The sequence below is a fragment of the Pseudomonas sp. GV085 genome, assembly GCF_003050925.1.
GTDB lineage: Bacteria > Pseudomonadota > Gammaproteobacteria > Pseudomonadales > Pseudomonadaceae > Aquipseudomonas.
This window is the reverse complement of sequence record NZ_QAOV01000022.1, coordinates 1-19,771: the sequence shown is the minus strand read 5'-3', so window position 1 is coordinate 19,771 and position 19,771 is coordinate 1. Positions and strand designations below refer to the sequence as shown.

The 19,771-nt window shown below is 56.6% G+C and carries 17 protein-coding genes, 1 other RNA gene and 2 pseudogenes; 3 read left to right on the top strand and 17 right to left on the bottom strand.

Annotated elements, in window-relative coordinates; all coding sequences use genetic code 11:
• Positions 1-6: 6 nt before the first annotated feature.
• From C8K63_RS28895 to gcvA, 6 genes and pseudogenes are all read right to left on the bottom strand, one after another.
• The gene (locus tag C8K63_RS28895; protein WP_158273968.1) at positions 7-684 is read right to left on the bottom strand and encodes an alpha/beta hydrolase; all 678 of its coding nucleotides are present in this window, start codon (positions 682-684) and stop codon (positions 7-9) included.
• A complete protein-coding gene (hemB, locus tag C8K63_RS28890; protein WP_108219800.1) occupies positions 684-1,673 on the bottom strand; it encodes a porphobilinogen synthase in 990 nt (329 codons plus the stop codon). The genes C8K63_RS28895 and hemB overlap by 1 nt, the downstream gene beginning before the upstream one ends.
• Entirely contained in the window at positions 1,670-2,509 is an 840-nt protein-coding gene (locus C8K63_RS28885; RefSeq protein ID WP_108219799.1) for a 3-keto-5-aminohexanoate cleavage protein, read from the bottom strand. The genes hemB and C8K63_RS28885 overlap by 4 nt, the downstream gene beginning before the upstream one ends.
• Positions 2,510-2,711: 202 nt before the next feature.
• Entirely contained in the window at positions 2,712-3,005 is a 294-nt protein-coding gene (locus tag C8K63_RS28880; RefSeq protein WP_108219798.1) for a hypothetical protein, read from the bottom strand.
• Positions 3,002-3,247 (bottom strand): annotated as a pseudogene (locus C8K63_RS28875) (integrase); the annotation flags it as partial. The gene C8K63_RS28880 and the pseudogene C8K63_RS28875, both read right to left, overlap by 4 nt.
• 66 nt (positions 3,248-3,313) lie before the next feature.
• The gene (gcvA, locus tag C8K63_RS28870) at positions 3,314-4,216 is read right to left on the bottom strand and encodes a transcriptional regulator GcvA (RefSeq protein ID WP_108219797.1); all 903 of its coding nucleotides are present in this window, start codon (positions 4,214-4,216) and stop codon (positions 3,314-3,316) included.
• A 459-nt stretch (positions 4,217-4,675) separates the two neighbouring features.
• Here gcvA and C8K63_RS28860 point away from each other — a divergent pair, with 459 nt between their 5' ends.
• Both C8K63_RS28860 and C8K63_RS28855 read left to right on the top strand, forming a co-directional pair.
• Positions 4,676-5,284, top strand: coding sequence for a LysE family translocator (locus tag C8K63_RS28860; protein WP_108219795.1), 609 nt, complete (start codon positions 4,676-4,678; stop codon positions 5,282-5,284).
• Between the two features lie 131 nt (positions 5,285-5,415).
• Positions 5,416-5,571: pseudogene (locus C8K63_RS28855) on the top strand (helix-turn-helix domain-containing protein); the annotation flags it as partial.
• On the opposite strand, the gene C8K63_RS30270 reads toward C8K63_RS28855, so the two are convergent.
• From C8K63_RS30270 to C8K63_RS28800, 11 genes are all read right to left on the bottom strand, one after another.
• Positions 5,517-5,765 carry a hypothetical protein gene (locus C8K63_RS30270; RefSeq protein WP_146176416.1) on the bottom strand — a complete coding sequence of 83 codons (249 nt, stop codon included), beginning with the start codon at positions 5,763-5,765 and terminating at the stop codon, positions 5,517-5,519. The pseudogene C8K63_RS28855 and the gene C8K63_RS30270 overlap by 55 nt on opposite strands.
• Positions 5,766-6,380: 615 nt before the next feature.
• A complete protein-coding gene (locus C8K63_RS28850; protein WP_108219793.1) occupies positions 6,381-7,097 on the bottom strand; it encodes a hypothetical protein in 717 nt (238 codons plus the stop codon).
• A gap of 904 nt (positions 7,098-8,001) precedes the next feature.
• Positions 8,002-9,258: an integrase domain-containing protein gene (locus C8K63_RS28840; protein ID WP_108219791.1), complete on the bottom strand. Its 1,257-nt coding sequence runs from the start codon at positions 9,256-9,258 to the stop codon at positions 8,002-8,004.
• A gap of 187 nt (positions 9,259-9,445) precedes the next feature.
• Positions 9,446-9,839: a transfer-messenger RNA gene (gene ssrA / locus C8K63_RS28835) on the bottom strand.
• 94 nt (positions 9,840-9,933) lie between these two features.
• Positions 9,934-10,212 (bottom strand): hypothetical protein, encoded by a 279-nt coding sequence (locus C8K63_RS28830; RefSeq protein WP_108219790.1) that lies wholly within the window; start codon positions 10,210-10,212, stop codon positions 9,934-9,936.
• Positions 10,213-10,538: 326 nt separating this feature from the next.
• The gene (locus C8K63_RS28825) at positions 10,539-10,814 is read right to left on the bottom strand and encodes a hypothetical protein (protein ID WP_108219789.1); all 276 of its coding nucleotides are present in this window, start codon (positions 10,812-10,814) and stop codon (positions 10,539-10,541) included.
• A 202-nt stretch (positions 10,815-11,016) separates the two neighbouring features.
• A complete protein-coding gene (locus C8K63_RS28820) occupies positions 11,017-13,827 on the bottom strand; it encodes an FAD-binding and (Fe-S)-binding domain-containing protein (RefSeq protein ID WP_108219788.1) in 2,811 nt (936 codons plus the stop codon).
• On the bottom strand, positions 13,824-14,495 hold the full coding sequence (locus tag C8K63_RS28815) for a lactate utilization protein (protein ID WP_108219787.1): 672 nt from the start codon (positions 14,493-14,495) through the stop codon (positions 13,824-13,826). Before C8K63_RS28815 ends, C8K63_RS28820 begins: the two co-directional genes overlap by 4 nt.
• The gene (locus tag C8K63_RS28810; RefSeq protein WP_108219786.1) at positions 14,495-15,949 is read right to left on the bottom strand and encodes a LutB/LldF family L-lactate oxidation iron-sulfur protein; all 1,455 of its coding nucleotides are present in this window, start codon (positions 15,947-15,949) and stop codon (positions 14,495-14,497) included. Before C8K63_RS28810 ends, C8K63_RS28815 begins: the two co-directional genes overlap by 1 nt.
• Positions 15,946-16,770 carry a (Fe-S)-binding protein gene (locus C8K63_RS28805; RefSeq protein ID WP_108219785.1) on the bottom strand — a complete coding sequence of 275 codons (825 nt, stop codon included), beginning with the start codon at positions 16,768-16,770 and terminating at the stop codon, positions 15,946-15,948. Before C8K63_RS28805 ends, C8K63_RS28810 begins: the two co-directional genes overlap by 4 nt.
• 150 nt (positions 16,771-16,920) lie before the next feature.
• Complete coding sequence (locus C8K63_RS28800; RefSeq protein ID WP_108219784.1) at positions 16,921-18,615, bottom strand: lactate permease LctP family transporter; 1,695 nt, start codon at positions 18,613-18,615, stop codon at positions 16,921-16,923.
• A 261-nt stretch (positions 18,616-18,876) separates the two neighbouring features.
• Here C8K63_RS28800 and C8K63_RS28795 point away from each other — a divergent pair, with 261 nt between their 5' ends.
• A complete protein-coding gene (locus C8K63_RS28795; RefSeq protein ID WP_108219783.1) occupies positions 18,877-19,644 on the top strand; it encodes a GntR family transcriptional regulator in 768 nt (255 codons plus the stop codon).
• Positions 19,645-19,771: the final 127 nt, after the last annotated feature.

Below are 19,771 nucleotides of genomic sequence, written 5' to 3'. Positions count from 1 at the left end.
TCCTTTTCACGCGACTTGAGTTGCGGTCAACCAGTCCCTGGCGATATCAATTTCTTGCTCCGAAACCAGATGGTCGCGCTCGCTGAATATTTCTTCCTGCACGCTGGCGCCAAGCTTGCGAAATAAACAGGCAGTATCGCGAACCCGGGCTTCTGGCACCCAACTGTCGGTCGTACTTCCTGTCAATAAAATAGGCATTTTCGCGAGACAATTGCTTTCACTCGAGGTCAGATTCACCTCCGGCCCAAAAAGTCCGCCGGTGAACAATAAGGCGCCTCCCAGTTTATCGCGTGAACAGAATAAGTACTGACTACCGATACAGGCGCCTTGGGAGAAACCCATCAGCCAGATGTTATTCGCCGGTACATCGCGCTCAAGCAAGTATTGAACAAGTCGCTTGACATAAACAAGCGCCCTATCGACATGAGGCTGGTTCTGTTCAAGTTCTCTTTGAAAACCGCTGGGATACCAGGTTTTGCCAGGTGCCGACGGTAATAGATAAGTGATATTTTCCAGGTCGATGCGCCGACCGATCTCGTAAATATCATCAGGTGCCTGCCTGCGGCCATGTAACAAAATCACGAATTTGTTACCCTGCAGCGGTGCAGCGCCTACTTGTGTAACGGTATAATCCTGATCGTTAAAAACCGTATTCAGATCACTCAAATCGTGAAAAACCGCCATCATACAACTCCTTTTTCCATCCATTGCGCCACTTGCTTGGCGTAATAACTCACAATAATGTCAGCGCCTGCGCGTTTGAACCCGACCAGTGTTTCCATCACTGTTCGCTCTTCATTCAGTGCGCCGGCAAGTACCGCGAACTTGATAGCGGCATATTCGCCGCCCACTTGATAAACCGCCAATGGCAACTCGGTTCGTTGTCGAAGCTGACTTAATACGTCCAGATAGGGCGTGCCGGGTTTGACCATCAAAATATCAGCACCCTGTTCTTCATCCAGATGCGCCTCTATCAGAGCCTGCCTGCCGTTTGCATAATCTGCCTGATAGGCGTCACGATCACCGTCCAACTCGCACTCTACGGCCACCCGAAAGGGGCCATAGAATGACGAGGCGAATTTAACTGCGTGGGCCAAAATGCAAACATGACTGAAGCCTGCTTTATCCAGCGCCATTCGTATCGCACCCACCTGACCGTCCATCATTGAGGACGGAGCAAGCATGTCAGCACCGGCACGCGCGGCAGCCAAAGACTGTTTAACCAGGTTCTCGACGGTTTTATCGTTATCTACATGTCCATCTCGCACGACACCACAATGTCCGTGAGTGGTGTATTCACAAAAGCAGACATCAGGAATGATGACCATCTCGGGGCAAGACTGTCTGATTCTGCGAATAGTGCGTGTCAGCAACCCCTCATCGCTCCAGGTATCACTTCCTTCTTCGTCTTTATGATGGGAAATACCAAAAAGCATTACATAACGAATGCCCAAACGATAAAGATCTTCCACTTCGCTACGCACAGCGGATTCCGGCAGACGCAAGATGCCTGGCATGGTTTCGATAGGCCGGGCTTCGCTGATCCCCTCATCAATGAACAGGGGCTGGATCAGGTCTCGCAAATCGACTTTATGTTCTCGTACAAGTTGCCGTAATGCCGGAGTACGCCGCAGACGACGTGGGCGGTGTACAAGCAATTGGAGCGGACTCATCGCGAGCTGAAGCCGGTAGGTAAGCCCATTAACTCACGTGCCTCGGCAGGGGTCGCGATTTCCCGTCCCAATTCCCGCGATAGCCGCACGATGCGCGCTACCAGTTGCGCGCTGCCAGTGGCCAATTCTCCCTTGCGGTAATAAACATTGTCTTCCAAGCCGGTACGCACATGCCCACCGAGCAAAATAGTATGCATATTCACCGGCAATTGATCCTGACCAATACCCAGTGCGGACCAAATACTATTTTCCGGTAAGTTATCAATTAGATTTAGCAAGTTTTTGCAGGTGGCCGTCACCCCGCCGTGGATACCCATTGCGAAGGCAAAAATAAGTGGCGACTTCAGAAAGCCCTGCTTGAACAGGGTCAAGGCTTCATTGATAACGCCCGAATGATAAATTTCTACTTCAGGTTGAACTTGATAGCGCACCAGATCGGCAGCTAGTTTTTTTGCCAGAGCGGGGGAGTTTATGAACGGTTTATCACCATGGTTGACCGAGCCACAGTTGAACGAGGCAATCTCGGGCTGATATACCAGATGATTCCAGGCTTGCTCTTCAGGTGCCCCATGGGGAAGATTCAAACCGGAGGTGCTCAAATTCAGAATAATGTCGCAGCGGGCACGCACCCGTTCGACAATCTCTCCCCAAACATGTCGTTCATAACTGGGCCTTCCCTGCGCATTACGGGCATGTATATGAGCAATACTGGCTCCGGCATCCCAGCACTGGACAACGGACTCGGCAATTTCCTCGGGCGAATATGGCACCGCACCATTCTTACTGCGGGGCGTAATCCCCCCATTTACGGCAGCAGTAATAATTAGTTTTTGCATGATGAAATAAACTCTCACGTATTAGGAGGCAATAGGCTATATCAGCCTTCCACTAATAACTGTTTGTAAGCAGACATGATTTGTTGAGATCCGGAAATGATCAGAGGATCTCCGGGCAACTTCTGTCAGGCATCCAATCAACCATAAAAAAGCCAGATGTCAGTACTTTTCGGGTAGCGGACAAGTGAGCCTGGATGGCTGCCTACTCATGATTCGAGCGTCGGATCAGCAATTCTTGGTTGTTACCTAATCGCTTCCAGACCAATAGGGCCGTGAGCCAACAGTAATACCGGGTGGCGGCGGAATGGTCTTTTAGGTGCTGAGTGAAAAACCAGCGCACATGCTTGAGCTGCCAGGTCCAGGGATTATCGCGTTGCCATCGTTTTTGAATGGCCGCTTGCGTGGCTCGGGCTTGGCGTAGGTGTCGTTGCTGGGTGACCTTCGAGCCGGTCAGGACGCCGCTCAGGAACAGCGCCATATCGAAGGGCTTACTCACGCTCTGCCTCCAATGTAGGCGGAAACTACATCGATCCGGTTATGCCCGAGCTCAAGGCTGATCTGTTGCCGCGCCTGTTGATCAAGGTTGCGGTCAATGAGATAGCAGTGGCCACCATTAATCGGTGCGGCGTAGCCCGTGAGCTGCTCGTAACGCTCGCAGGCGTAGGCTGCTCGCAGTTCATGAAAACCCTTCAGCTCTTGTTTATGCAGCGTTTCGCGGGTGGGGAGCACGGTCTCCCGTGGTTCTGGTGGCGTGGGGGCTGTATTCTGAGCCAGAGTTGCCAATGATCAGGGTTCGGCTGAAGTTCATAACGTGCGGGCTGTCGCGTCCTGATGGATATGGGAAAACATCCAGTCGATAAAGACCTGCGTTTCAGCCGCCGCCTCCTGGGAGACGCCGTAGTAATAGCGGGTCAATGGCAGGCGCAAGGAGGGAAACGGGCAGATCAGGCGCCTAGTGGACAAGTCCTTGCCCAGCAGTGACGCCGGGCACAGGGCCACGCCGAGGCCATCGACGGCGGCCTGCAACACCAGGTGCATGTGATCGAATTGCAGGATCGGCTGATTGCGCAATTGAGCGATGCCAGCGTGCTCGACCCAGTTTTGCCAGTCGCTGCTGCGGGTTCTGCCTGACAACAGTGTGTGGTGGACCAGATCGTGGGCGCTGTTTAATGGCACGCTTTGCAGCAGCGACGGTGCTGCGACCAGCACCAAGTCATCTTCCAGCAATATTTGTGGTTGAACATTGGACGACCATCCGGACTGTCCACGGCGGATTACCACGTCGAATGTCTCCCGCGATTGATCCGGTGGCAGGGTGCTGGTGACCACTTCGGGCTGGATATCCGGATACAGCGCCATGAAGTTCGGCAGTCGCGGGATCAGCCATCGCACCGCAAAGGATGGGCGCACGTTGATGGTCACCTTGCGCAGCGAAGCGCCCCGGGTCAGGGCGGTGGCGGCGTTGGCGATCTGCGCCAGGGCCACGCTGACTTGCTCATAAAACGTCTGGCCGGCCGGCGTGAGCAAGGATTGCCGGGTTCGACGCTCGAAAAGCAACACCCCCAGGTGTTCTTCGAGCAGCTTTATATGACGGCTGACGGCGCTGTGGCTGACATGCAGTTCTTCGGCCGCACGGCTGAAGCTCTGATGACGAGCGGCAGCGGCGAAGGCCCGGACGGCGTTCAAGGGGGGGAGGTCGGAAATCATGTGTCTAATTTAGTCACATCCGAGGTGCAATTAAAGCGTTTGTCAGCGTTCTCGCTTCACGCCAATCTAAAGGCCGCACTTTGTCTCGCCGGCCGTTGATCCAATGTCAGTCAAAAACACCCATACTGCTGATCGGGCCTCGATGCGAGCCGCGTCAATATTAGGCCTTTGTCTGCCCGCAGATACCTTGCTGTATTTGGTGTTGGTTGGTCGCGTTTCTGGAGACCTGCGCGTCTCTCAATCTATTCCTCTGTGTGGTCAACATGCTGCCCGTGATGCCACTGGATGGCGCGACATGCATTCAGGTCCTGAGCAGTGAGCGCGTGTGGAATTACTACAAGCACATTCAGCCCTGCCTCTATGTCACCGGCGCCGGGTTGTTGTTCACGGGTTTGTTAAGCAAGTACATCGTTTGGGCTACACAGAGTCTTCTGAGTGCCCTGCCTAGTGGAGTGATTCATGGCTAGTTACGGACTGTTTCTAATTCTGGCAACCCTGACTGTGCTCAGCCCCGGTCCTGGGGTGGTGCTGACGATTTCCAACTCGCTGCGTCACGGCTGGACCGGTTCGCTGCCCGGCATCTTCGGTATCGCGTTGGGCGCTTTTGTCGTGGCGGGTATTTCCGCCAGTAGCGTAGGGTTGATCCTGGCCGCCTCGGCAACTGCGTTCACCATTCTCAAATACATCGGCGCACTGTACTTGTTGTACCTGGGGATCAAGATGTGGCGTACAAAGAGTTTTATCCCCGAACTCAAAGTCACTTCGTCGCGTCCGTGGCGTCGATTCGTCGAGGCGTTGTCGATCCAGTTGCTGAACCCCAAGGCCGGTTTCTTCTTTCTCGCAGTATTCCCTCAGTTCATCAAACCGGAGGGTAACTACTACAGCCAGTTCTTCTTGCTGGTGTCGTCCTATAGCTTGCTCGTCGTACTGGTTCATACCGGATATGCCCTCATGGCCAACGGCGCAAGAGGCTGGCTCTCCACGAACAAGGGCGCCAGGATTGTCGGTAAACTGTCGGGTATCACCTTCTTTTGCTTTGGCGTGCTGATGGCTTCAGCCAGCAAATAAACAGACTTGAATGATTTAACCCAGGAGGCTTCATGGCCAGAAAGGCAATCAACTTTTTACTATTGGACGAAGACCGCGAGTGACTGAAGAAAATCGCCCGTTCCGGACTTCTGCCGTATAGAAGTGTCACCCGGGCTTCGATTCTGCTGTTACTGGAAAGCGGACTCTCCCCCAAGGAAATCAGCTTCCGGCTGAACATCTCGGCACCGGTAGTGTTCAAGTGGCGTAGCCGTTACTTGGCGTCCGGTATCGATGGGTTGGAGGATCTTCCTCGCAGCGGATTGCCGAAGGTGTTGCCGATGGTCGTGGGTGGATAACGCGCTTCGGTATTGGGGCGAAAACACAGCCTGTTGTCCAGGAAGAACAGTTCGGCGCCTTCCTCGCGCAGCTGTTCAATCAGTTCTCCGGTGAGGGGGCCGTTCCCTTGGTTTTTGGCGACAGCGGCGACACCGGCGACAAGCCCCGTGGCCGGGAATACCACTGGGAATACCAAATCGACTGGAACTCAAAAACGATCTATGGAGCCCAGTAGCGCTCAAACCCTTGATTTCACTGGATTTCGGGCACAAAAAAAGACGTCCGTGGACGTCTTTAGATGATGAAGTGGTGGCCGGGGTAATTTGAATCCGCTCAGTAAGATATTGATTTATAGCATTAATTTTTGTTTTTATTTTTAGTTGGAATACCAATTGGAATACTGCACTCCACTTGAGCACCCGTTTGCATTCGATCTGACCAGCACGCTTCGGAACCATGATTGGCAGTGAACTGCCCATAGCTGCCAGTGGCGACAGGCAGAGATCGGTCCAGGCTGTGTGAAAACGCATTCACTGTTTTGACGTCTGCGTTGCTACGTAAAATCTGCCGATTGTTGGTTGGTCAGCAGACCGAAAATTTACGTAGGAACGCGATTCTTGCTCAGATTCTGACTTTCAAATTTGCTCTAAAACGTTTTCACACAGCCTGGGCCAGAAGCTGCCGGTCAAAGGCGACCGCTTTGGAGTGAAAACCAGCCAATCGTGGTCACTAGCTGCTGATTCAGCATAAATACTCCGTTCCGTCTTCCGTAACACTCAGTGAAGCTAGTAGGCCGAGATCAGGCGAAATAGGTCTGATATAGGTCACCGATGACAAGCTCAGTGGCCTTCGTTGCGAACAAGCAGAACTTGCCGACTTCCTGCTCATTGAAGGAAAACCTGTATTCAGCTGCCTTTTGAACCATTGTGCCGGGTTCGACAAAGAAGTGTGACCACCCGGATTGACCGCTCAGGGGCAACAGCATTTTCATCGAGCCATTTTCAATAAGGTACTCACGATCAGCCTCCGAGACCACGGCAATGAGTTTATCGTGTTTTTTCTTGTTAACCATATCCTTCACATCTAGAAACAGACTATATGAAAATGACGTTTTCGGAATGACTGCATTTATTGCAATGGATTGTGTGAAATGCAATAGGGATTGGTAAAGCGGTGCATTAGTCGTGTTTAGGTCAAAAAAGGGAGAGTCGGACCTCTTCAATTGAGCCTCGTAATAGGGAAAGTAGGCCTTCAATTTACCAACTGCGTGAGCTTGCTTGAGTTTATTATTCGATGTGAACGGAATAATGTGGCACTCAACGATATCCTGAGCCAGGTAATCAAAGCATTCCCGCACATTCGAAACGATATCGGCGCAGGCGTGCACCAAAAATGCAGGATCCTTGGACTCCCTCTTGGCCTCAAAGAGCACATTCATCAACTCCTGGTACCTTTGCATCGAGTAGGCCAGCTTGTCTAGGATGTCTTTCTTTCGGAGCGGAGTTGGTTTCGTCATAGTTGCACCTGTTTAGATTAGCGAGATATACCATAAACAGGTACCAGATGGTGCATGTACTTGGTGGATAACAATCCGTCGCGAACGTGTGCTACCGCCCTAGGATGCGGTGTTTGCGAAGAAGACGGGAGGTGACGATTATGTGGTATGACAACAAGTTCCTTTCCGTGAGGTGTTCAGCAGTGGGGAGTGGGGGGGCGCCGGCCGGGCAGAGCAACAATAGTAACGGTGGTCACAAACCCAATTGTCTGGGGTGAAAAATGGTGCAAGCTTATTCTTTCAAACAGCCGCTTTGATCTTATGCTGCCTGCCGAAGCTAGCAAAATGCTGCTCGGGCACCCACCATCTGCTTTTGGCCGATTCTGTTGAAAAAGTCGGCCATGGTTTGCGCATCAGAAAAGTACGCGTCCGAGATTGAAATTTTTACATTTGGCAGAGGCATCCGGACTCGGATTTCACGTAGCAGCGTGCAAAAAAGGCGTTTTAACCAGTCAATGATCAGGCAGTTTGGGCAGAGCGACTTTTTCAACAGAATCGGTCGGTTGCAGTCCTTCAGTGCTTGGCTGACGCACTCGCGCTGAGTGGCACCCGCTGACACCCATCAACTGCAAACGGCTGGTCAGCGCGAATGCAGATGACTGGTCAGTGGCAATGCAATTAGATGGTCAAGTGAGATGTAATTACGCAGAGCCCATGCGAGTGGGAATGCGGAGCCTTCCCGCTCGCGTGGGCTTGGCCGAGAAAGCCCCAAGAGGGAGGCTTGCAACGGCGACAGTCGCCACCTCTGTCGCCATGCTGCAGGCCAGGTATTACGCTGGTTGTCGCCGCTGTCGCCGCTGTCGCCAAATCAACCATCACTCCATCTGGGGAGGCATTTTCGGTTAATGGCGGCCTCCGTGAGCGCTCACCGTATCGGCACGACGTTGTGGTCTCTGGTTTGATTGATCGCAGATGCCGACAGGTTGCCAGTGGCCGCTTTCTGGATGTGCTCGCTCCACCAAGCCATCATCGGTCTCCGGCGTTCAATGTAGTCCGCTCGGTTGTAGGCACTCCGGACTTCGTCCTTGTCAACATGCGCCAGCGCGACTTCGATCAGCTCCGGATCCCACCCATGCTCGTTCAGGATGGTGCTGGCCATGGAGCGCATGCCGTGGCTGACCAAGCGGTCCTGGAAGCCCATGCGTTTCAACGCCATGTTGGCGGTCTGGCTGTTGGTGTGGGTGCGCGGATTTCTATCTGCCGGGAACACGTATTCCCTGTGGCCGCTGTGGGGCTTGAGCGCCTCCAGTAACGCGAGTGCCTGTTCGGTCAGCGGGATGGTGTGCGGACGACGCTTCTTCATGCGCTCCGGCGGGATGGTCCAGATGCGTTTGTCAAAGTCGATGTCTACCCATCGGGCGGTAGCCGCTTCGGCAGGACGGGTCATAGTGTGCAGTTGCCATTCGATCAGGCAGCGGGTGATCCGCTTGATGCTGGCGTTCGCGATTTCGATCATGAGCTCGGAAAGCTCATCGGGTCGTAGCGCGGCCATGTTCTGTTTCTTGGGTTTCTTGAACACTGCGCGAATGCCGCTGAGAGGGTTCGCAAAGATCAGTCCTGAATTGACCCCGTAGGTCATGATCTCGTTGAGCCGTTGGCTCAATCGCTTCACTGTCTCGAGGCTGCCTTTGGCCTCGATTGGGCGAAGCAGTTCGATGACCATCGGTGCGCTGATTTTTGAGAGCGGCGTTGTTTTCAGGTCTGGAAATACATGCAGCGTGAGCGAGCGCCAAATGTCTTCGGCGTACGCCGGCGTGACGGAGTCCTTCTTCAGCTCGAACCAGGCGGTGGCCACGTTCTCGAACGTATGTTCCGTCTCTGCTCGTTTGGCTTCGTCCTGTGCATTGCGTTGCACCTTGGGATCAATGCCTTGTGCAAGCAGCTCGCGCGCTTCCACCACTTTTTTCCTGGCGTTCGCTAGTGAGAGCTCTGGGTACGTGCCCAGCCCCATATTGATGCGATTTTTGGTTACCGGCTCGCGGTAGTTGAAGTTCCACAGCATCGAGCCGTTGCTCCTGACTCGGAGCTGGAGGCCGTCACCATCGCTGAGGACGTAATCCTTGTCTTTTGCCTTGACTGCCTTGAGCTGGCGGTCGGAAAGGCGAAGGGCTGGAGCAGGCATGAGAGCTACCTCTGACACCGTTTTGGTATTCCAAAAAATAGCACCGGATGGCTTGGAATACCATTTGGAATACCCAGACGGCTGGAACTCAAAAACCCTCTGCGGAGCCAAGTAGCGCTCAAACCCTTGATTTCACTGGATTTCAGGCACAAAAAAAGACGTCCGTGGACGTCTTTAGATGATGAAGTGGTGGAGCCGGGGGGATTTGAACCCCCGTCCGCCAGTACTCCGCTGTCGGTACTACATGCGTAGCCGTGTCTATTAAGTTAACCCTCAGCGACCCGACGGGCAGGGTGCTTTGGGCGAGTTGTGTAAGTTTTAGCCGCTTCGTCCACAACGTACTGCACGGCGATTCTGTTCTATATGACAATCACTTTGGGTTTACAGACATCCCCTGATGATTGCTGGACCCGAAGGTACCAGGAGGGAAGGGCTAAGGCTGCTTACGCAGCGAGAGCGTATTCCCCGTAGGTTTCGTCATTGGCAACTATAGGAAGTTGCAACAGTGGATTTACGAGTTCTGTTACCAACTCGGCATGCACCTAAAGTTTCGCAACCGGCGTCGAATCCTAAACGGCCCCGAGCCTGATGCTCGTTGAATCAAGTGAGCAGCAGGCATGTACAGTGTACGTCATCACGCCCCGGAAGGCCAACCCGAAGGTTGACCACCACAGATCATGGGTTTGGCTCGTTGCTCTGTTTGTCAGCGAGTGCCATCGCCTGGGTGGCCTCGGTGACGCATTTTTTGTCGTCTCCGGAGGCTTGTGAGGCTTCGGCGCTGGACATCAGTCTTTTGATTTCCATTGAGGTGTTGGTGGAGGTCGCCGGCAGCGCATTCACTTTGCCTTTGAGCTCTTGCAGCTTGCTCGTACAAAGGTTGTTGTCTGCAGCAAATACAGGAGAGGCGAGCATTGCAGCAGAAATGAACAGACCAGCGAGTGTGGTGCGTTTCATGGATATCTCCTTGAACTGATGGTCTTGGTGCTGCCGTATGAGTGGACGGCCAAGCCGAGCCGGAAAAATCAGCCACGATCTGATGGGGCTTACCTCAAAGACTACGATTCAACGCAAGAATTCGGTTTTTTCAGAAAACGTGTCGAGCTTTTTCCAGCGATGCGGGCGGTTACACATTTCCAGACCCCAGATGCAACAAAACCCGCAACTGGCGGGTTTTGGTTTGCTTCGTGTCGGACGCAGCCGGGCATTGAACTCCCGGCTGCCAGTACTCCGTTGTTGATGTACGCCGACAAGGCCAACCCGAAGGTTGGCCTTGGGCAGAGTTACTTCGCGCCTTTGTGCGCGTTCGTGACGTCCATGATGGTTTGGTTGGTCTCGGCGATGCAATCATCAATACCTGCCTTGGTGCCTTTTGCCTGCTCGGCTTTGGCTTTCTTGACGGAGGCATCCACCTGGTCAAGCATTTCCCCGGGAATCTGTGCCTTTGCGTTTTCGATGGTTTGCAGGTTGAGCGCGCATTGGTCTTTTTCGGCCGCAAACGAAGTGGAAGCCATCATGGAAGCAACAACGAAAAAACCTAACAGCACAGAACGATTCATGTGTATCTCCTTGGACTGAAAGGCCAGGCTTTGCTGGCCATCAAATCGGACAACCGAGTTTTGGGAAGGTCCCACATTTGCGGGACTTGATCAGTGGACTGCGGCGGCACGTCAGGGTTATGTTTTTCCACTGTAGAGCTGTCGACTCCGGCAAGTAGCGTTAAGGAATGCAACTCTATGCACCTTCCTGTAGATCCTGCTATCAGGGCACCCTGGCCTGGGTCACGCGGTCCACGAGATAGACTAGTCCGTGGTAGTCAATGCCGCCATGTTGCGTCAGACCGATCTCACAGGTGCGGCTGGTAGAAATCCCTTCGCTGCACTGCTGCACCGCGTCCTTGAGCGTGCGCAGCGAATGGGCGTTCAGCTCCGGCGTGGTGAATCCCTTGTCGCCGGCGAAGCCGCAGCAGTGAATGCCTTCGGGAATGACCACGTTTTTGCTGCATTTGCGCGCCAGATCGATCAGCGCCTGACTTTCCCCGAGGTGTTGTGTGCTGCAGGTTACGTGCACGGCGATCGGCGCTTCCTGAGGCGTGAAATCCAGGCGATCCATCAGGTGCGTGCGGATGAAACGTACCGGGTCGTACAGGTCCAGACGGACTTCACCGAGGTCTTGAACCAGGCGCAAGGTGCAGGGGCTGGTGTCGCAGTAGATCGGGTCGAGCCCGCCACGGCTGGCGTGGAGCAGGGCGCCGATCAGTTCCTGTCGTTTGTGCTCGGCTTGCTCGGCGTAACCTTTGGAGGCGAATGGCTGACCGCAGCACAAGCTGTCCAGGTTGTCCGGGAATACCACCTGGTAGCCGGCCTTTTCCAGCAGGCCTCGGGTCTTTTCGTGCAGCGACATTTGTTCCGTGTCGCTCGCAGCAGGCCCCATGGCACGGGATACACAGGCCGCCAGATAGACCACACGCGGGCGCGCGTCCGTCACTGTCGGGCTGAAGCGAATGGCTTTTTCCGGTTGCGGCATCGCGTTGGTCCATTGCGGGACCTGACCCTTGGACAGGCGCGTCAGCGTCGCCGACAACTTCGCCAATCTTGGCGCCCCCAGCAACATCCGCGCGCCATTGGCCACATGCAGGGTAAAACGCGCCCCTTGCAGTGCCATGTCGAAATTTCCTTCAAGCCAGTTGGCTGTTTTCGTATGCGTTGCCTTTCGGCCGCGCAGCTTTTTCACCAGCTCGCCGGTATTGATGCCGACCGGGCAACGTTGCGCGCACAGGCCGGTGGCGGCACAGGTATCGATGCCCTGGTATTCGTACGCGGCTTCAAGTTCGGTGGTGTCGATGCCGGCGCGTTTTCTCGCCTGAATGTCGCGCCAGATCACGATGCGTTGGCGTGGGCTCAGGGTCAGGCCTTTCGACGGGCAGACCGGTTCGCAGAAGCCGCATTCGATGCACTTGTCCACAATCTCGTCGGCGGCCGGCAATGGCTTGAGGTGCTTGAGGTGGATCTGTGGGTCTTCGCTGAGCACCACGTCCGGGTTGAGAATGCCGTTGGGATCCAGCAGACGCTTGAGCTGCCACATCAATTGGTAGGCATCGCTGCCCCATTCCAGTTCGACGAACGGCGCCATATTGCGCCCGGTGCCGTGTTCGGCTTTCAGCGAACCGCCGAACTCCACTGCCACCAGTTGCGCCACGTCGTCCATGAACGCTTGATAGCGTGCGATTTCTTCCGGGGTGTTGAAGCCTTGGGTGAAGACAAAATGCAGATTGCCTTCCAGCGCGTGTCCGAAAAGGATCGCTTCGTCATAGTGATGTTTGTCGAACAGTTCGATCAGGCGGTTGACGCCGATGGCCAGTTGTTCGACCGGGAAGGTGACGTCTTCGATGATCACCGTGGTGCCGGTCTTGCGTACCGCGCCGACGGCCGGGAAGGTGTCTTTGCGGATGGCCCAGAGACGGGCGTTTTCCTGCGGGTCTTCGGTGAAGTCGACCTGCTTTTCCACCGGGAACGCCTTCAGCGACGCCATGATCTGCGCCAGTTGTTCGTGCAGCAAGGTGAACGATGCGGCGCGGGATTCGATCAGCAAGGCGCAGGCATTGTTCGACAGATGCTGTACGAAAGAGGGCATGCCGGGTTTGCCCTGCACTGAACGCAGGCTGCGCCGGTCAAGCAGTTCCACGGCCGACACCGGTTGGCTTTTCAGTACGGTGACCGCGTTGCAACAGGTCTCGACATCCGGGAACACAATCAGGGCCGAGGCCTTGTTCGGATGGTCGATCACCGTGTCGTAGGTCACGGCACTGATGAACCCGAGCGTGCCCTCGGAGCCCACCAGCAAGTGGCTCAAGATATCCACAGGCTCGTCGAAATCCACCAGGGCATTGAGCGACAGGCCGGTGGTGTTTTTCAGACGGTACTTGTGGCGGATTCTCGCAGCCAGCTCGGCGTTTGCCCGGGTCTCGCGGCCCAGGGTCGCCAAGCGTTCCAGCAATGCGGCATGGCTTTGGCGAAATGCCGCGACGCTGGCGGCATCCTCGGTGTCGAGACGACTGCCGTCGGCCAGCACCAGACGAATGCCAGCCAGGGTGTGATAGGTGTTTTGCGCGGTGCCGCAGCACATGCCGCTGGCGTTGTTGGCGACGATGCCGCCGATCTTGCAGGCGTTGATCGAGGCCGGGTCCGGGCCGATCTTGCGTCCGAAAGGCGCCAGCCAAGCGTTGGCCTGGGCGCCGATCACGCCCGGTTGCAGGCGAATCTGTGTGCCTTGCCCGCGGATCTCGCGAGCGTTCCAGTTATCCCCAAGCACGATCAAAACCGAGTCGCTGATGGCCTGACCAGAGAGGCTGGTGCCGGCAGCACGGAAAGTCACCGGGACTTGATCGCGCTGCGCCAGTTTCAGTAGCGCCACCACTTCGTCTTCGGACTCGACACGGATCACCAGTTGCGGAATCAACCGATAGAAACTGGCGTCGGTGCCGAAGGCCAGGGTCGACAGCGGGTCGTCGAACCGTCGCTCTTGTGGAATCAGTTGCTGTGCATCGTGCAGGAAAGCGGCCGGTAGACTCATTGGTCCTCCAGGATCAGCACCACCAGGTCTTTCGGACCGTGGGCGCCGTACGCCAGCACTTGCTCGATGTCGGCAGTCTTCGACGGGCCGGACACCAGCAACGCATTGGTCGGCATGCCCTGGGCCCATTCGAACTCCTGTTGCACCTGATAGAAGTTATCGCGGATTTCGCTGGCCTTGAGCAGGGCGAAATGCACCGGTGGCGCGAGGCTCATCAGGCGTGGTTCCTCCCGGGTCGGCCAGAGAATCAGGCTGCCGGTTGCCGCGATGGCACCGAGGGTGCCAGTCAGGCTGGCCGGGGTGTCGTTGAACAGCTCGGCCTTCCATTCTTCAACCGGGCGGTCGTAGGCCTTGAGCATTGGCAGGCCGGGATTGTTCGCCCAGTGCTGCGTGATCCGTTGACCGTGGGGCGTTGTCGGTGCGATCAGCAGACTCGGCAATTGGCGGTCCTGCAGCAATTGTGCGAGTAGAGCTGGCCATTCCTGGCCGGACGTCAGATGGATTTCCGTGTGCACCGCTTCCATCAATTGGCGCAGTTGCGCAATGCGCTGCTCAGGCGCGTAGGTGTAAGGTTGGGTCACCAAATCGACATCGAAGTTGTCGGCCACTGGCGTGGTACCTGTCAGACTTTTACGCAGTTTGGCGAGGATATTTTGCTTGGCGCTCATCAACGGTCTCCCTGTTTGGCCAAATGCTCGCGGGCCATGTCATGCAGTGAGCGGGCGGCGGGTTTGGGGGCGCTGTGGTTTTGCGTCCACGGGCCGACATTGCTCGGTGTGAGGGCGCGCAAACGGGTGGCGAAGAATCCGAACAGGCGATACAGCGTCGGCGAGCTGTTGAGCTTCGCCCAGGCATTCCAGATGAACCGCTCCTTGCGCGAATACTTGCTGCCCTGACCGCGCATCACTTGATGGGGGCTGTCCGGGGCCTTGACGTTTTCTTCCCGCAGGCGCCGCAACAGAGCAGGGATCGGGATTTTCACCGGGCAAACTTCACCGCAGGCGCCGCACAGCGACGAGGCGCTCGGGTGATCCGGCACTTTCGCCAGGCCGACCATGTGCGGGGTGACGATTTTTCCGATAGGGCCGGGGTAAACCTCCCCATAGGCATGGCCGCCGATTCGGGTGTAGACCGGGCAATGATTCATACAGGCGCCACAGCGAATGCAGTTCAGGGTCTGGCGCAATTCGCTGTCGGCAAAGGCCTGGCTGCGGCCATTGTCGAGCAGTACAAGGTGCACTTCCTGCGGGCCGTCGAGTTCATGTTCCTTGCGCGGGCCGGAGATCATGTTGACGTAAGTGGTGATCGGAATGCCCAGGGCCGAGCGGGTCAGCAGCGACAGCAGTGGCACCACATCGCGCAGGTTTTCCACGACTTTTTCGATGCCGGTGACGGCGATATGCACGGGCGGCACCGTGGTGGTCATGCGGCCGTTGCCTTCGTTTTCCACCAGCAGCAGGGTGCCGGTTTCGGCCACGGCGAAGTTGACACCGGAGACGCCGATGTCCGCTTCGAAGAATTTCTGCCGCAGGACTCTGCGACCGATCTGAATGAGTTGGTCAACGTCCTTGGTGTATTCCACGCCAAGTTTGTCGTGGAACAAGGACGCGACCTGACCGGCATTCTTGTGGATTGCCGGCATGATTATGTGTGAAGGCTTCTCGTGGTCGAGCTGGACGATGTACTCGCCCATGTCCGATTCCAGGCATTCAATGCCCCGGTCAGCGAGGAAATGGTTCATCTCCATCTCTTCGCTGACCATCGATTTGCCCTTGATCACTTGCCGCCCCTCGTGAGCGCGGATGATCGAGAGGACGATGCCATTGGCCTCGTCCACCGTTTCCGCCCAGTGCACTGTCACACCGTTGCGGGTCAGGTTCTGTTCCAGTTGCTCGAGCAGCTCGGGCAACTTGGAGAGCGCGCGGGCACGGATTGCATTGCCCAGTGAGCGCAAGTGTTCTCTTTCATGGGCATCGCTGAACGCCGCTGCCCGTTTGCTCATTAGTGAATCCATCGCCTTGCGAAAGTTGTTTCGCAATTGCGCGTCACCCAACGCCTTGTGGGCGCGGGTGCGAAAATCTTCTTCTACGGCAACCGTAGGAATAATCGCGGAAGTGCTCATTGGGCACCTCCGGTACGCTGCCAGAGGAAGCTGGCCAGATGCTGACCGCGCAACGCTTCCTGCTGTTTTTCCAGCGAGCCGTTGATGTTCATCAAACAGCCGCAGTCGGCACTCAATATCTTGTGCGCGCCGGATTCCTTCAACGCCCGGGTCTTGTCAGCCACCATCGCGCCGGAAATGTCTGGCATACGGACGCTGAATGTCCCGCCGAAGCCACAGCATTCGCTTTCGTGGTCGTGGTCGACCCGTTCCACGTTGCTCAACTGCGCCAATAATTCGCGGCCGTGCAGGTGGGTGTTCATCTCGCGGCGTGCCGAGCACGAGGTGTGCAGCGCCACTTTTACCGGCTCGCCGCTGTCTTTGAGCTGCACCTTGCAGACAAACAACAGGAACTCGGCCAGCTCGTAGGTTCTGGCCGCCAGGGCCTGAACCTGTTTCAACGTCTCCGGCTCGTCCTTGAACAAGTCGGCGTAATGTTCGCGCAGCATGCCCGCGCAAGAGCCTGACGGCACCACCACCGGATAGTCGCCGGCAAACAGCGTCAGTTGCGAGCGCGCCACGGTCCGTGCCTGTTCGGTGTAACCCGAGGTGTAGGCCGGTTGGCCGCAGCAACTTTGCCCTTGCGGGTATTCGACACGAATGCCTTCGCGCTCCAGCAGGTGGATCGCGTCCATCCCGGCTTGCGGGTAGAACAAATCGACCACGCAGGTCCCGAACAGGTAGACCCGTGACGGTTTCTCGCAGGGGTATTGCCGAGGCTCGGGCAGTGGCGGGGCGACACGGGTCGCGTTCGGCACGGCGTTGTAAAAAAGCTCGCTCATCAGGCGGTCTCCGGGTGATCCCGGTTATTCGTCTGTCGAGGCTGCTGAATATAGTGTTGGAAGCTTTCAGCAGCCTTACAGACCGGGGTGTGAATAGCGGACGCCGGGGGCGTGGCCCGGCGTCGGTTTTTATCGTGTTGCCTGTAGTCCTTAGTGCACCAGCATGCCGGTGAACCAGTAGGCCTGGGCCAACGTGATCAAGCCGACAATCGTTGCAAAGAATAGGCTGTGCTTGAGGGTGAAGCGGAACAGATCCGATTCCTTGCCCACCAGGCCGGTCGCGGCACAGGCCACGGCGATCGATTGTGGCGAGATCATTTTACCGGTCACGCCGCCGCTGGTGTTCGCGGCCACCAGCAGGGTGTCGTTGACACCGATCTGGTGTGCGGTGGTCGCTTGCAGCGAGCTGAACAGGGCGTTGGACGAGGTATCGGAACCGGTGAGGAACACGCCCAGCCAGCCAAGGAACGGCGAGAAGAACGGGAAGGCCGCACCCGTCGCCGCCAGTACCAGGGCCATGGTCGAGGACATGCCCGAGTAGTTGGTCACGAAGGCAAACGCCAGCACCATGCCGATGGACAGGATCGGCCAGCGCAGTTCGTAGAAGGTCTCTTTCAAAGTGGTCAGACCAGTTTTGAAGTTGACCTTCAGGACCAGCATCGAGATCAGCGCCGAGAAGAAAATCGCCGTGCCGGTGGCGGAAATCGGGTCCAGTTTGAACACTGCCGGAAGGGCGGTCGGCGCGGCCACGATCGGTGCGACCTTGATCACCATCTGGTCCAGGTGCGGGATGGCGAAGTTGAATACGAAGCTGTACATCGAACCGCCGGCGGCGAACATCGCCTTGAACGGTTTCAAGGTCCAGATCGTGACCAGTACGGTCAGGATCAGGAACGGCGACCAGGCCTTGAAGATTTCCCCAAGGCTGTAAGGCGAAGCCACGGTGGTGCGCTTCTGGCCGAAACCTCCGACGCTGGCGCTTACCACGGAGGCCGAGACAGCGCCGACGATGTGTTGGCCGGCGGCGCGTTTTGGTTGCCAGACTTTCAGGAACAGAGTCAGGGAAATCAGGCTGGCCAGGGCCGAGGTGATGTCCGGCAGCTCCGGGCCGATGAAGTTCGAGGTGAAGTACTGGGTTACGGCAAAGCTCAAGCCGGCCACCAGGGCGGCGGGCCAGGTTTCCCGCACGCCGCGCAGGCCATCCATCATGAACACCAGCCAGAACGGCACGAACATCGACAGCAGCGGCAATTGGCGACCGGTCATGGCGCCGATCTTGAAGGCGTCGATGCCGGTCACTTGCCCGGCAACGATGATCGGAATGCCCAGCGCGCCAAAGGCTACCGGCGCGGTGTTGGCGATCAGGCACAAGCCGGCGGCGTACAGCGGGTTGAAGCCCAGTCCTACCAGCAGGGCTGCGGTAATCGCCACCGGAGCGCCGAAACCGGCCGCCCCTTCGAGGAAGGCACCGAAGCAGAAGCCGATCAGCAGGACCTGCAGGCGCTGGTCATCGGTGATCGACAGGACCGAGCTGCGGATGACTTCAAACTGCCCACTCTTGACCGTCAGTTTGTAGAGGAACACCGCTGCCACAATGATCCAGGCAATCGGCCACAGGCCATAAGCGAAGCCATACCCGGCGGCGGCGAGCGCCATATCGACCGGCATCTGGAAAGCGAAGATCGCCACCAGGATCGACAAAGCCAGGGTGATGCTGCCGGCCACATGGCCTTTGAGGCGGAACACGGCCAAAGCCAGGAAGAAAAACACGATGGGGATAACGGCTGCGAGTGCGGACAGGCCGAGGCTGCCGAGCGGGGTATAGAGCTGTTGCCAGGTTTGCATATGGGGTGGCCCCTAATTGTTGTTGGTCAGGCACTGTTCAGCGTTCTTGGATAATTGGTAAGACCAATTTACAATCGCTGTTGGCTAGGGTAAAAGCCTTGTAGGCGGTGTGTCAATTTGCCGCCCTAAAACTTTTGTCGAATGCGAAGTGCGCAAGTCGTCTGTCTGGTATGACCAAATGCGCTTTGGCAGGTGCTGGCGTGGCGCCGATAGGCCAGAATAGAGCCCCGGCGAGCCGTCGGATCGTGGAGTAATCGAGTTATGGGGTTTGATCAGATTCGTCAGCGCCGTTTGTCTGACGATATTGTCGAGCAGCTTGAGGGCATGATCCTCGAGGGCACGCTGAAAGCGGGTGAGCGCTTGCCGGCCGAGCGCGCGCTGGCTGAGCAATTTGGCGTGTCACGCCCTTCGTTGCGCGAAGCCATTCAGAAGCTGACCGCCAAGGGCCTGCTGGTCAGTCGTCAGGGCGGCGGCAACTATGTGGTGGAGTCGCTGGGTAGCACCTTCAGTGATCCCTTGTTGCATCTGCTGGAAAGCAATCCCGAGGCGCAGCGCGATCTGCTGGAGTTTCGCCATACGCTGGAAGCGTCTTGCGCCTACTACGCGGCGCTGCGTGCCACTGATGTGGATCGCGAGCGGCTGACCGCTGCGTTCAACGAATTGCAGGACTGCTATTCCCGTCATGAAGAGGTGAGTCGTGCCGAAGAGGGGGCTGCGGACGCAAAGTTTCACCTGGCGATCGCCGAGGCCAGCCACAATGCCGTGTTGCTGCACACCATTCGCGGGCTGTTCGACCTGCTCAAGCGCAACGTGGTGACCAACATCGGTGGCATGTACAAGCAGCGTACTGAAACCCGCGACATGTTGATTGCGCAGCACCGGGAGTTGTATCAGGCGATTATCGAAGGGCGGGCGGAGCAGGCACGGGAAGTTTCCAGTCGACACATTTTGTATGTGCAGGAGGTGCTGGAAGAAGTGCGTCAGGAAGTGCAGCGCATGGCCAGGGCAGAGCGGCGCAAGGGGATGTGATCGTTAAAACAAAAGATCGCAGCCTTCGGCAGCTCTTATCAAACAAAAAATAACCCATTGTTTTTGCTCTAAAAATTATCCAGCCATCACCAACTGCATGCCCAGCTTGCGCGCCTTGTGTTCCAAG

Excerpts from the sequence above, each read along its gene's own strand:
- C8K63_RS28895 (WP_158273968.1), bottom strand. The coding sequence starts at position 684 with ATGGCGGTTTTTCACGATTTGAGTGATCTGAATACGGTTTTTAACGAT.
- hemB (WP_108219800.1), bottom strand. The coding sequence starts at position 1,673 with ATGAGTCCGCTCCAATTGCTTGTACACCGCCCACGTCGTCTGCGGCGT.
- C8K63_RS28885 (WP_108219799.1), bottom strand. The coding sequence starts at position 2,509 with ATGCAAAAACTAATTATTACTGCTGCCGTAAATGGGGGGATTACGCCC.
- gcvA (WP_108219797.1), bottom strand. The coding sequence starts at position 4,216 with ATGATTTCCGACCTCCCCCCCTTGAACGCCGTCCGGGCCTTCGCCGCT.
- C8K63_RS28860 (WP_108219795.1), top strand. The coding sequence starts at position 4,676 with ATGGCTAGTTACGGACTGTTTCTAATTCTGGCAACCCTGACTGTGCTC.
- C8K63_RS28850 (WP_108219793.1), bottom strand. The coding sequence starts at position 7,097 with ATGACGAAACCAACTCCGCTCCGAAAGAAAGACATCCTAGACAAGCTG.
- C8K63_RS28840 (WP_108219791.1), bottom strand. The coding sequence starts at position 9,258 with ATGCCTGCTCCAGCCCTTCGCCTTTCCGACCGCCAGCTCAAGGCAGTC.
- C8K63_RS28830 (WP_108219790.1), bottom strand. The coding sequence starts at position 10,212 with ATGAAACGCACCACACTCGCTGGTCTGTTCATTTCTGCTGCAATGCTC.
- C8K63_RS28825 (WP_108219789.1), bottom strand. The coding sequence starts at position 10,814 with ATGAATCGTTCTGTGCTGTTAGGTTTTTTCGTTGTTGCTTCCATGATG.
- C8K63_RS28820 (WP_108219788.1), bottom strand. The coding sequence starts at position 13,827 with ATGAGTCTACCGGCCGCTTTCCTGCACGATGCACAGCAACTGATTCCA.
- C8K63_RS28815 (WP_108219787.1), bottom strand. The coding sequence starts at position 14,495 with ATGAGCGCCAAGCAAAATATCCTCGCCAAACTGCGTAAAAGTCTGACA.
- C8K63_RS28810 (WP_108219786.1), bottom strand. The coding sequence starts at position 15,949 with ATGAGCACTTCCGCGATTATTCCTACGGTTGCCGTAGAAGAAGATTTT.
- C8K63_RS28805 (WP_108219785.1), bottom strand. The coding sequence starts at position 16,770 with ATGAGCGAGCTTTTTTACAACGCCGTGCCGAACGCGACCCGTGTCGCC.
- C8K63_RS28800 (WP_108219784.1), bottom strand. The coding sequence starts at position 18,615 with ATGCAAACCTGGCAACAGCTCTATACCCCGCTCGGCAGCCTCGGCCTG.
- C8K63_RS28795 (WP_108219783.1), top strand. The coding sequence starts at position 18,877 with ATGGGGTTTGATCAGATTCGTCAGCGCCGTTTGTCTGACGATATTGTC.